This is a genomic window from Alphaproteobacteria bacterium (genome assembly GCA_040220875.1).
Taxonomy (GTDB): domain Bacteria; phylum Pseudomonadota; class Alphaproteobacteria; order JAVJVX01; family JAVJVX01; genus JAVJVX01.
This window is the reverse complement of sequence record JAVJVX010000009.1, coordinates 382,545-394,806: the sequence shown is the minus strand read 5'-3', so window position 1 is coordinate 394,806 and position 12,262 is coordinate 382,545. Positions and strand designations below refer to the sequence as shown.

Here is a 12,262-nt window from a genome sequence, read left to right as displayed (position 1 = left end):
CCCGCTTATTTGATCTTCGTTTCCTTGAAGATCACGTGCTTGCGGGCCTTCGGGTCGTATTTTCTTTTCTCGATTTTTTCCGTCATCTTGCGCGGGTTCTTCTTCGCCACGTAGAAGTAGCCCGTGTCCGCGGTGCTTTCGAGTTTGATTGTAATCGTGTTGGCTTTGGCCATGACCCTGGTCCGCTCTCTGGTGGCGATTGAGGCGCCCGAACATAGCGGCCGCGCCGCGCCTGTCAAGTCCGGCGGCAAGCGGCGGGTTCCCGTCTCCGGGCCTCGACCGGCCGCATAATGGATTGAAATAACGTCTTAATCCGTGTCTGCGGCCTGGGCCGTCGAGATTTCCGGGCCGGAAAGCATCAGCGCCTTGGCGTACAGGACCGGATGCTCGAGAAGGAGCCGGGCGATCTGGAGATCCCGGTCCGAATTCTTGGAGACGGCCGGGCAGGTGGCCTCGATCAGTTTTCGCGTGTCCGCACTGGCGTAGCGCCAGGAGGTCAGGCTCGTGCGGGGTTTGGCAATTTCGGCGTCGAGCAGGGCGTCGATCTGGCTCACACTCGGTGCTGCCCCGTCCCCGGCCGAGCTGGTGCACAGTGTAGGCAGGACGCCGAGCTTGTTCAGCATATAACCGGACGGGGTATAGATCAGCGACCATGTGAGGATGATTTCCCCGTTATTGGGCAGGCGGACCACATTCTGCACCGTGCCCTTGCCATAGGATTTTGAACCGACAACGACGGCGCGGCCCTGGTCCTGAAGGGCGGCGGCGACGATTTCGGAAGCCGACGCCGAACCGCCATTGATCAGGACCACGATCGGAACGCCAAGGGCGACGTCGCGGGAATCGGCGCCGAAATTCTGACTGCTTTGCGGGTGGCGTCCCTTGGTCTTGAGGATCTGGCCGTGATCGAGGAACATGTCGGCGACCAGGACCGATTGGTCGAGCAGGCCGCCCGGGTTATCGCGCAAATCGAGAATGAGCCCCTTCAGAGTGCCCAGCGTGTCCTGTTCGGCCCGGCGGATGAAGCGGGCCACGTTACGGGCCGTCCGCCGGTTGAAGGAATCGATGCGGATCGTGGCTATCCGGTTCTCCTGCACCATGGACACGGTGCGCGGCACGATCAGCGCACGACGCAGCTCCACGGTGCGGTTGCCGTTCTTCTTCTTGATGGTCAGGTTGATATGGCTTCCGATCGGGCCGCGCAGCCTGTCCACCGCTTCGGTCGGTGTCAGGTCGCGTACCGGCTGGCCGTCGATATGGCTGATGGAATCGCCGGCCTCCAGCCCGCCCGTGGCCGCGGGACTGTCGTCATAGACATCGAGAATCGTGAGGATCCCGTCTTCGTGGCGGAGCCTTACGCCAAGCCCGCCAAACCCGGTCCGGTGCGCGCGCGTGTTGTCTGCCGCCGATGCCCCGACATATCGGGAGAAGCCGTCCAGGTCATCGAGCGCGGCGTCGAACACGGCCGTATAGAGTTCCTCGTCCGATGCTTTTCTGAGATTGGGAGAAACCGCGCGGCCGGCATCGATCACATCGAAGGTCAGGCGTGCCCAGCCCTCGACATCGTCCTCGGCCGGGATGCGGTAATGGCCACGGACATGGGTGTCCGATACCAGCATCAGATCATCGCCCTCGACCCGAACCGAAATATTGCCGTCGATATGGCTCAGCCCTTCGAGCGCGTTCCGGGCGATCTGCTGCGGCCGCATGGGATCGATATAGCGCTCGGCAATGTTGCGATACCCCACGGCCAGCACCTCGCTCGCATCGGAATCGACAACACCACGATTGCTGACGATCCGGTTCGGTGTCGCGCAGGCGGCCAGCACCGGGACCATGGCCCCGAGCAACAGCATGGCCCGGCAAACGTGGAGGGAAGTCCTCGCCGGCTTTTTCCGGTTATCGTCGCGAGATGTCATCCGGGCCGCTCTCATCGGGTTTTACGGCAGGAACAAGGGTTCGGGCATTTGCGCCGGTCGCTGGCGCGCTCCGCACCTGGCAGCCGCGGGCCGGGCCCGGCCTCCAATCGAGATTATCATAGCCAGACCAGCCAAAAATCAGTTAATTGCGCCGCCCGGTGGGGTGGTTTGCCGTCATTTCAGCGCCGGGGGCGCCGTTTTCCGGGCTTGCCTCGTGGCCCGGGTTGTTTGCCGGAGGGGCCGGATTTGCTGCGCCCCCTGTGCGGCGGTCTCCGGTGCGAGGTGAGACGGCCGCCGGATCTTGGGGAATCCGGCGCGGGGATCGACCGGGGCCGTGCCCGCGCTTCGGTCAGGAGATCCAGGATCAGGCCACCCGTCACGCCATCGGCTTCGCGCAGCCGGACTTTCACCTGGTCGCCCAAAACATAGACCGTATCCGTTTGCTGCCCGATAAGCGCATGCCGCTTCTCGTCATGGAAGAAATATTCGTCCCCCAATGCCCGCACGGGGACGAGTCCTTCCGCGCCCTCCTTTACCAGCCGGACAAAAAGGCCAAACCGGGTGACCCCGGTGATCCGGCTGTCAAACACATCGCCAACGCGGCCTGACAGGAAGGCGGCGAGGTAGCGGTCCATGGCGTCGCGTTCCGCCGCCTGGGCGCGCCGTTCGGTTCCCGAGATCTGCTCGCCCCAGTCCTCGAACTTGCCGCCATCGGCGGGGTCAATCCCGTCCTCGCCCAGCCGGAGCGCAGAAATCAGGGCGCGATGCACCAAGAGATCGGCGTAGCGCCGGATCGGTGAGGTGAAGTGACAGTACCTGGCAAGGGCGAGACCGAAATGGCCCTGGTTTTCGGGTGTGTAGACCGCCTGGGACTGGGTTCGCAGAATAAGTTCGTTGATCAGGGTTTCGTTCGGATCGCCCGATACCTTGTCAAGCACCTCAGCAAACGCGCGCGGTCGTGTCAGCCGGTTCGGGTCCAGATGATAGCCCATCCCGTCGAGCACTTCGGTCAGGGATTCCACCTTGACCGGATCGGGCGGTGCATGCACGCGGTACATGCAGGGCCAATGTCGCCCTTCGAGTGTTTCGGCGGCAGCGATATTGGCCGCGATCATGAATTCCTCGATCAGCCGGTGGCTGTCGAGTCGTGCACGGATTTCGATGCGCTCGATGCGTCCGTCCTCGCCGAGGCGAACCGTGCGCTCGGGCAGGTCGAGATCGAGGGTGCCGCGCTTGGCGCGGGCGCGTGCCAGGGCCCGGTAAGCGCTGTAAAGAGGGGTCAGGATCTCGGCCTCGAGGGGCCCGGTCAGATCGTCGGGCTGCCCGTCCTGAGCCGCCTGGACCTGTTCATAGGTCAGTCGTGCGGCCGAGCGCATGAGGCCGCGTTCGAATTTGTGCCGGCGTAACTGCCCGGTCTCGGAGATCCAGAGATGGGCCGCGAGACAGGCCCGAGATTCCCCCGGTTTCAGCGAACATAGATCGGCCGATAACTCGAAGGGCAGCATCGGGACGACCCGGTCCGGAAAATAGACGGAATTGCCACGCGCGAAGGCGGCCTTGTCGAGGGCGCTGCCGGCGCGCACATAGTTGGCGACGTCGGCGATGGCGACGATGAGATGGAAGCCGCCCGCATTATCGGGATCGGGATCGGGCTCAGCCCAGACGGCGTCGTCGAAATCGCGGGCGTCCGCGCCGTCGATGGTGACCAGGGGGATGTCGCGGAGATCGGTGCGCCGGCCCGGCTCGTGGACCGGCTGCGCCGCGCGCGCCTCCTCGAGGGCGGCGTTGGAAAACTCCTCGGGAATATCGTGGGTCTTGATTGCGATGAGGCTGACCGTCCTCGGGTCTCCCATCGGGCCCACGACCTCGGTCACGCGCGCCCGGGGCTGGCCGCGATAGCGCCCGGGGCTCATCTCCGCTAGGACAAGGTCGCCGCTGGCTGCATTCAACGTATCCTGGCTGTCGACGATGAAATCCTGTTTGTGGCGCCGGTCGGTCGACTGGAGGCGGGCGCCCGCCGGATCGAGACTGAGAACGCCCACGATTTGTTTCGGCGCTGGACCGATAAGCCGGATCGGGCTGGCTTCGTAGCTGCCGTCCGCCTGTCGGGTCAGCCGCGCCAGTATGCGGTCGCCCTCGGCCAGGGTCGGCCGGCCTTTGCGGTCGGGCGCGACGAAGATCGGCGGTGGCGGCGTCTCTTCGTGCCAGACGGCCGGCGCGCCGATCAATTCGCCATCTTCATCAATGCCGGTGATATGTATCACGCCCACATCGGGAAGCGTGCCCTTGGGTCGGACTTTTCGCTTCCGGCCGGAATCGATCAGTCCTTCCTCGCGCAGTTCCTTGAGGAGGTGCTTGAGCGGAATCCGGTCAGATCCCTTGATATTGAAAGCGCGCGCGATTTCACGTTTGCCGACTGGCGTGGGGCTCGACTTTACAAACGCCAGGATCTCGTCCCGGGAAGGAAGTGTGCCGGATGACTTTTTCTTTTTCACCACGTCGGGTGGCCTCGCCTACGAATCATCGGCAGAGCTTGATTTGGCGGAGTCGCTCTCTCCCGTTTCCGCCTTATTGTCGGTCTGCTTTTTGGGCGCCGTCTTCTTGCGGGCTGATTTCTTGGCGGTTTTTTTCTTTGGCCCCGTCTTTTTGGCAGCCTTTTTGGCAGTCTTTCGGCCCGTCGTTTTTTTCCCCGATTTGGCCGACCGTTCCGCCAGAAGTTCGACCGCGCGCTCGAGGCCGAGTTTGTCCTCGTCCTCTCCCGACGGCAGGCTCGCGCGTGTGCTTCCATGGCTGAGATAGGGACCAAAGCGCCCCTTTTTCAGCATGATCGGCCTGGAGTCCTCGGGGTGCGGGCCGATCTCGCGCCCGGGGCCTCCACCTCGCTTCTGCGGGGCCTCGGCGATCAGCGTCACCGCCCGGTTGAGCCCGATGGAGAGCACATCGTCGTCGTTCTTCAGCGAAACATAGTTTCCGTCATGGTTCAAATACGGGCCGAAGCGACCTATTCCGGCCGTGATTGTCTTGCCGCTTTCGGGGTGCCGCCCCACCTCGCGCGGAAGGTTGAGGAGGCCGTGCGCGGTTTTCAGATCGATTTCGGCCGGATCGAAATTTTTTGGAATGGAGGCACGCTTCGGCTTCTCCTTGGCCTTGCCCTTCTCCTTGCTGGCCTCGCCAAGCTGAATGTAATAGCCATAGGGCCCGCGGCGCAGCGACACGTCGAGTCCGGTCTCCGGGTCTGCGCCCAGCAGTTTGAGCCCTTCCGGCCCCACCACGGCGCCATCGTCCCGGCCGTCCACCGACAGGGGCGAGGTGTAGCCGCAATCGGGGTAGCGCGAGCAGCCGATGAATGCCCCATACCTGCCAAGCTTGAGACTCAGGCGCCCTTCGCCGCAGGCCGGGCACTTGCGCGGATCGACGCCAGACTTGGTTTCGCGGAAAAAATGCGGTCCGAGCTCGCGATCCAGTTCATCAAGGACATCGCGCACCCGAAGCTCCGACGTCGCGTCGACCGCTTTTTTAAAGGCGATCCAGAAATCCTGGAGAACGGTTTTCCAGTCGACCTTGCCGGCCGAGATGTCATCGAGCTGGTTCTCAAGATCGGCCGTGAAGTCGTATTCGACGTAGCGCTCGAAAAAGCTCGTCAGGAACGATGTGACAAGGCGGCCGCGGTCCTGCGGGACCAGGCGCTTGGCATCGAGTTCGACATATTTGCGTTGCTGCAATACCTGAAGTATCGCCGCATAGGTCGATGGCCGGCCGATCCCCAGTTCCTCAAGTCGCTTGACGAGGCTCGCTTCGGTATAGCGCGGGGGTGGCTGGGTGAAGTGCTGCTCGGGCTTGACGGCTTCGCGGGCCAGTGCCGAGCCTTCGCTGAGCGGAGGTAACGCGCGCGAATCGCCGTTCTCGTCATCCGGGTCATCACGGCCTTCCTGATAAAGGGTCAGGAAACCGTCGAAGGCGATGGTAGACCCTGTTGCCCGGAAAACGGCGCGGCCGTCGTCGGCCCCGATGTCGGCCGAGACCTGGTCGATCTTCGCGCTCGCCATCTGGCTGGCAAGGGCCCGCTTCCAGATCAGCTCATAGAGCCGCAAGTGGTCCCGGTCCAGGTGGCCGGCCACTCGCGCCGGGCTGCGGCCGAGGTCCGTCGGCCGGATCGCCTCATGGGCTTCCTGGGCATTCTTGGCCTTGCTCTTGTACAGGCGCGGACTGTCCGGCACGTAGCGGTCGCCGTATTCTCTTGCGATCACGCGACGAGCGCCGTGCACGGCTTCCTGAGCCATGGTGACGCTGTCGGTCCGCATATAGGTGATGAGCCCCACAGTCTCGCCACCAAGACGGGCGCCTTCGTAGAGGTCCTGCGCCAGTCGCATGGTGCGCGCCGCCCCCAGCCCCAGCTTGCGGGAGGCCTCCTGTTGCAGGGTCGACGTGGTGAAGGGGGGATAGGGATTTCGCGTCGTCTGTTTCTTCTCGACGGTGGCGACGCGGAAGCTGGCGTTTTCCGCAATGCGCGCGGCCGCAGTAGCCTCGTCTTCATTGGACAAGTCAAACTTGCCGAGTTTCTTGCCATCAAGATGGGTCAGGCGCGCCACGACGTTCTTGCCGTCCGGTGTTCGGAAAACCGCCTCGATCGACCAGTATTCGCGGGCGACGAATGATTCGATTTCCGCTTCCCGTTCGCAGATCAGGCGGAGTGCGACCGACTGCACACGACCGGCGGATTTCGATCCCGGCAGCTTGCGCCAGAGTACGGGGGAGAGGGTGAATCCGACGAGGTAGTCGAGCGCGCGGCGCGCGAGGTAGGCGTCGATCAGTTCGCGATTCAGATCGCGTGGGTGTTCGACCGCATCGAGAATGGCGTTCTTGGTAATTTCGTTGAAGACGACGCGCTTGACGTCCACGTCCTTGAGCGCGCCTTCACGCTCCAGGAGTTCGCGCACATGCCAGGAGATCGCCTCGCCCTCGCGGTCGGGATCTGTCGCCAGGAGGAGTTGATCGGCGCCCTTGAGCGCCTTGGCGATATTGTGGACCCGTTCGGCCGATTTGCCCGACAACTGCCATTTCATGACAAAATCATGCTCGGGGTCGACGGAGCCTTCCTTGGGAGGCAGGTCGCGCACATGGCCGTAGCTGGCGAGGACCTTATAGTCGTCACCAAGATACTTGTTGATGGTTTTGGCTTTGGCCGGGGATTCGACGACAACGACCTTCATGGCGGCCTATTTGCCCCTCTTCAAAAAAAACGTTCCAATTCCGTTCTCGGCCCAATGCGCGCGGCGCGCGACGACATTGCGCGGGGCAAGGTTAGCCGCAGGTTAATGAGGCCAATCAAAGCCCGGCGACAAGCGCGACCCGCCCGCCGGCGCTGCGTTCGAGACGGCCGGCCAACTCCAGTTCGAGCAGCACGGTCGCCAAAATGGCCGGAGACACTTGGCATTGCCGAAGCAATTCGTCAACGTCGACAGGGCTCGGCCCGAGCCGGCTGAGGATTTCGGGACGAGCCGCCTCGACCTCGCTTTCGGGGAGGGATGCGGCCGGTTTTTCCGAGAAATCAAGGCCTTTGGGCTCGGTGATCCGCTGCGGCCGGCGGCTGCGGAGTTCATCCAGAATATCTTTTGCCCCCTCGATCAGGATTGCACCGTTCTTGATCAGATCGTTCGGGCCCTGGGCGCGCGGATCGAGCGGCGTGCCCGGCACGGCAAAGACATCGCGTCCCTGATCCAGCGCCTGGCGGGCCGTGATGAGAGAGCCCGAACGGCGTGTTGCCTCGACCACGACGACGCCTTGCGACAGGCCGGAAATAATGCGATTGCGCCGGGGGAAATGCCGCGCCTGCGGGACTGTGCCGAGGGGCTGCTCCGCCACGATTGCGCCCAGCGCCGCGATCTTCTCGTATAGGCTCCTGTTTTCCGTCGGATAGGGCACATCGATACCGCCCGCGACCACCGCGACCGTGCCGGATTCGAGCGCGCCCGCATGGGCTTCGGCATCGATGCCCCGGGCCAGGCCCGAGGCCACGACGACGCCGGCCTGACCAAGCTCCGCCGCCAGGTTGCGGGCAAAGCGCCGCCCGTTGGCTGACGCATTGCGCGCCCCCACGATTGCGACTATCTCGCGAGTGAGCAGGCCGGCATGCCCCATAACCGTCAGCACCGGCGGCGGGTCATGGATCGCCCTGAGAGGGGCGGGGTAGTCGGGCTCGCATGCGGCCAGAAGGCGGCCGCCGAATTTTTCGAGCTTTTCAAACTCGGCCGCTGCCTCGGCGTGCGGCTGAATACGGATGGGCCGTTGCCGGCCGCCTCGACGCGCCATCTCGGGTGCGCCGCGCAGCGCGGCCTCGACCGTGCCGAAATGCTCAAGAAGGCGGAAGAAGGTAACGGGGCCGATATTCTCGCTCCGGATCAAACGCAGCCAGTCGAGGCGCGCCGCCGCCGAAAGGGGGCGGCCTTCGGGCGAACCGGCACCCGGCCCCGCCATGTCAGCGTTCCTGCCGGGGCTTGCCGCCGATACGCGGCTCCGTGCCCGAGAGCAGCCGAGCCAGATTGGCCCGGTGGCGCCACCAGACCAGCGCGGAGACCGCAAGAGCGAGTTGAAAGACGCGAAAATCAGCGAGATACCAGGCGAGGATCGGCAGTGCGGCGAAGGCGGTGAGGGCGGCCAGCGAGGAGAATCGGAAAACAAGCGTCATGGCGAGCCAGAGAGCGGCAGCGCCCAGCGCCGTCCAGGGTGACAGGCCGGCCATGACCCCCAGCCCGGTGGCTACCCCCTTGCCCCCGCGTCCCTTCAGCCAGACAGGGTAGAGATGGCCCAAAACGGCGCCAAACCCGGCCAGCGCGGCCATGTCCATGCCGTAGGTCAGGCCGAGCCAGGCGGCGGTGGCACCTTTCAGGCCGTCGAGCAGAAGCGTGGTCGCCGCCAGCCCCTTGCGGCCCGTGCGCAGCACATTGGTCGCGCCGATATTGCCCGATCCCAATTGGCGCAGATCTTCCGTGCCGCCGAGCCGTGTCAGGATCAGGCCGAACGGAATCGAGCCGAGGAGGTAGCCGGCCATGAGAGCGGCCAGATAATAGAAACCGGACAGGGCGGGATCGGGCATGATGGATCAGGCCCCGATCTCAAAAACAGTTTTACCGCCGACGACTGTGCGCAGGACCCGGCCCTGAAGCGGCTTTTTGTCGAAAGGTGTGTTCTTCGATTTGGCCATCAGGCGATCGGCCTTCACCCGCCAGGCGCGGTCGGGATCGAACAGGCAAAGATCCGCCGGGGCACCCGGTTGCAGGGTGCCACCCGGCAGCCTGAGAATCCGGGCCGGGGCAAGCGAGAGGCGCGCGAAAAGGGTGTTGAGGTCGAGGTCGCCGTCATGGACCAGGCCGAGCGAGACCGCCAGCAGGGTTTCGAGACCAACCGCGCCGAACTCCGCCTGGCTGAACGGGAGGCGCTTGTCATCCTCATCCTGAGGCGTGTGGTCGCTCGCGATCGCATCGATGGTGCCGTCCACGACGCCCTCCACGATGGCGCGCCGGTCCGCCTCGCTACGCAGCGGCGGCGAAAGCTTCGCGAAGGTCCGGTAATCACTGACGGCGAGCTCGTTGAGAGCGAGATAAGGCGGAGCCGTGTCGCAGGTCACCTGCAGCCCCTCGGCCTTGGCCGCGCGAATGACGCCGACCGCCAGGGCGGTGGAAACGTGGCCCACATGATACCGGGCGCCGGTCATCCGGACGAGGTGAAGGTCGCGCTCGATCATCATGGCTTCTGCCGCGGGCGGCATGCCGCGCAAGCCCAACCGTGTGGCGATCTCGCCCGCGTTCATGTCGCCGCCATTTGTGAGTGACGGCTCTTCGGCATGCTGCATCACCAGCACGTCGAAGCCGGTGGCATAAGCGAGGGCACGGCGCATCACGGCCGCGTCGGCGACGCAGCGCGTGCCGTCGGTAAGCGCGAGTGCGCCGACCTCGGCCAGCAGGCCGATTTCCGTCAGCTCCGCGCCGGCGCCGGCGCGGGTCAGGTGTGCGTAACTCCTGACATTTACGACGCCGGACTCTGCTCCCCGTCGGGCGACGAACTCGACCATCGCGACATCGTCTATGGGTGGATCGGTATTGGGCAGGCAGACGATGGTGGTCACCCCGCCCGCTGCGGCAGCCAGGCCTTCTGTCTGGAATGTGCCCTTGTGCTCGCTGCCGGGTTCGCCCACCTGGACGCGCATGTCGATCAGCCCGGGCGCCAGGCAGGCGCCCAGACAATCGATCCGCCGGGCACCTTCAGGCACCGCGACGGATGGTCCTATATCCGCAATTTCCCGGCCCTTCGTCAGGAGAATGCCGGTTTCATCGCGCCCCGTCGCCGGATCAAGCAATCGCGCGTTTACATAGGCCGTCATTTCCGGCCCGGAGAAGGTCTCTCCCGCGGTCATGATGCCTGCGCCCTTTCCAGCGCCGCCCGGTTGTTTCGGGCCAGGACCTCCAGGCAGGCCATGCGCACCGCGACACCCATTTCCACCTGTTCGCGGATCACGCTGCGGTTGATGTCGTCGGCCAGTTCGCTGTCGATCTCGACTCCCCGGTTCATTGGCCCCGGGTGCATGACCAGCGCATCCGGCTTGGCGACATCAAGTTTCGCCGCATCGAGGCCGTAGAAGCGGAAATATTCGCGAGTGGAGGGGGCATAAATGCCCTGCATGCGCTCCGTCTGCAGGCGCAGCATCATCACGATGTCGCAATCGTGAAGCCCGTCTTCCATGTGTGTGAAGACCTGCACGCCGAGACGCTCGATCCCCGATGGGAGAAGCGTCGGCGGTCCCACCACGCGGACCTGGGCACCCATAGTATTCAGCAGAAAGATATTTGACCGGGCCACACGGCTGTGGAGGATGTCGCCGCAGATCGCCACTTTCAGCCCCTCGATGCGCCCTTTCCGGCGCCGAATGGTGACCGCATCCAGAAGGGCCTGGGTCGGGTGCTCGTGACTGCCATCGCCTGCGTTGATGACGGAGCAGTTCACTTTCTCCGAGAGCAGCTTGACGGCGCCGCTATCGGGATGACGCACGGCCAGCACGTCCACATGCATGGCGTTCAGCGTCATCGCCGTATCGATCAGCGTCTCGCCCTTCTTGATCGCGCTCGAGGCGATGGCCATATTGATGACATCGGCCCCAAGTCGCTTGCCGGCCAACTCGAAAGAGGTGCGCGTGCGCGTTGATGTCTCGAAAAACAGGTTGATGAGCGTGCGGCCGTGAAGCGTGGTTCGCTTCTTGTCCGCTTCGCGGTTCAGGTCAACGAAAGAGTCGGAGAGATCGAGGAGAAACCCGATCTCCTCAGGCGTCAGGTCCTCGATGCCGAGGAGGTGGCGGTGTGAAAACCGCGCGTCTGGCTCGCTTGCGCTCATTAAAGCCGCACTATATATCCCGCACGGTCCCGCGCGGCAACCAATTAGGCTCAATGAGGTCCAATTCGGCCCTGACGCCTGCCGGAACGCGCAAACCCGGGCTTTCAGCCGTGTCTGAGACGGTCCAGCACGCCCTGCAGGATATAGGCGGCGGCCTGGCTGTCGATCGTCCGGGCCCGCTTGCGCCGCGAGCGGTCAGCGCGGATCATCTCGCGTTCGACCGCCCGGGTCGAGAGCCGTTCGTCCCAGAAGGCAACGGGAATATCGATCTTTTCCAGCAGGTTGGACGCAAAGTCACGGGTCGACTGGCAGCGCGGCCCTTCACTGCCGTCCATGTTGACCGGGAGGCCGATTACGAGCGCCCCCACGTTTTCCGCCCGGACGAACTCGCTGATTTGAGCTGCGTCCTCGGTAAATTTGCGCCGGCGCAAGGTCAGACGCGGGCTGGCCACGGTAAGGTCCGGGTCAGAAAATGCCAGCCCTATCGTTTTTTCCCCCACGTCCAGCCCCATCAGGCGCTGGCCCGGGGCGAGATGGAGGCGCAGGTCCGTAGGCTTGCAGATACCCATGCCCGATGATACCTTCCGCGCGCCCGAAGAGGGCGGTTTCCGCCCGATTCCGGGCATTTTCCGATCATAGGCCCGGCCGGCGGGCGAGGAGAGATTTACCTCATGGCTTTGGATAAGGCTACCGTAGCGCGGGTGGCTCACCTGGCACGGATCAGGGTGGACGATTCCGAGCTCGACCAGCTTTCGGACGAGTTGTCCAAGATTCTCGGCTGGGTCGAAAAACTTTCCGCCGTCGATACGGAAAACGTGTCTCCCATGACCAGCGTGGTCGAGATGTCGCTGCCCTGTCGCCAGGACGTGGTCAGTGAAGAGGGGGACGCTGCGGCGGTCACGGGGAACGCACCCCGCTCCGATCATGGATTCTTCACCGTGCCCAAGGTGGTGGAGTAGAGC

10 protein-coding genes are annotated in these 12,262 nt (G+C 64.1%); 1 reads left to right on the top strand and 9 read right to left on the bottom strand.

Annotation, left to right across the window (positions count from 1 at the left end):
- Positions 1-5: 5 nt before the first annotated feature.
- The 9 genes from rpmG to ruvX form a co-directional block, all read right to left on the bottom strand.
- A complete protein-coding gene (rpmG, locus tag RLQ26_11325) occupies positions 6-173 on the bottom strand; it encodes a 50S ribosomal protein L33 (protein ID MEQ9089313.1) in 168 nt (55 codons plus the stop codon).
- A 135-nt stretch (positions 174-308) separates the two neighbouring features.
- A complete protein-coding gene (locus RLQ26_11320) occupies positions 309-1,919 on the bottom strand; it encodes a S41 family peptidase (protein ID MEQ9089312.1) in 1,611 nt (536 codons plus the stop codon).
- Positions 1,920-2,098: 179 nt separating this feature from the next.
- Positions 2,099-4,417 (bottom strand): ribonuclease R, encoded by a 2,319-nt coding sequence (gene rnr / locus RLQ26_11315; protein MEQ9089311.1) that lies wholly within the window; start codon positions 4,415-4,417, stop codon positions 2,099-2,101.
- A 15-nt stretch (positions 4,418-4,432) separates the two neighbouring features.
- Positions 4,433-7,129, bottom strand: a complete 2,697-nt coding sequence (gene topA / locus RLQ26_11310) for a type I DNA topoisomerase (protein ID MEQ9089310.1) — start codon at positions 7,127-7,129, stop codon at positions 4,433-4,435.
- Between the two features lie 115 nt (positions 7,130-7,244).
- Complete coding sequence (gene dprA / locus RLQ26_11305) at positions 7,245-8,393, bottom strand: DNA-processing protein DprA (GenBank protein ID MEQ9089309.1); 1,149 nt, start codon at positions 8,391-8,393, stop codon at positions 7,245-7,247.
- Between the two features lies 1 nt (position 8,394).
- Entirely contained in the window at positions 8,395-9,012 is a 618-nt protein-coding gene (gene plsY, locus RLQ26_11300; GenBank protein ID MEQ9089308.1) for a glycerol-3-phosphate 1-O-acyltransferase PlsY, read from the bottom strand.
- 6 nt (positions 9,013-9,018) lie between these two features.
- The gene (gene pyrC, locus RLQ26_11295; GenBank protein ID MEQ9089307.1) at positions 9,019-10,329 is read right to left on the bottom strand and encodes a dihydroorotase; all 1,311 of its coding nucleotides are present in this window, start codon (positions 10,327-10,329) and stop codon (positions 9,019-9,021) included.
- A complete protein-coding gene (locus RLQ26_11290; protein ID MEQ9089306.1) occupies positions 10,326-11,300 on the bottom strand; it encodes an aspartate carbamoyltransferase catalytic subunit in 975 nt (324 codons plus the stop codon). Before RLQ26_11290 ends, pyrC begins: the two co-directional genes overlap by 4 nt.
- Before the next feature lie 104 nt (positions 11,301-11,404).
- Positions 11,405-11,869 carry a Holliday junction resolvase RuvX gene (gene ruvX / locus RLQ26_11285; protein ID MEQ9089305.1) on the bottom strand — a complete coding sequence of 155 codons (465 nt, stop codon included), beginning with the start codon at positions 11,867-11,869 and terminating at the stop codon, positions 11,405-11,407.
- A 102-nt stretch (positions 11,870-11,971) separates the two neighbouring features.
- On the opposite strand from ruvX, the gene gatC reads away from it, so the two are divergent.
- Entirely contained in the window at positions 11,972-12,259 is a 288-nt protein-coding gene (gene gatC, locus RLQ26_11280; GenBank protein ID MEQ9089304.1) for an Asp-tRNA(Asn)/Glu-tRNA(Gln) amidotransferase subunit GatC, read from the top strand.
- Positions 12,260-12,262: the final 3 nt, after the last annotated feature.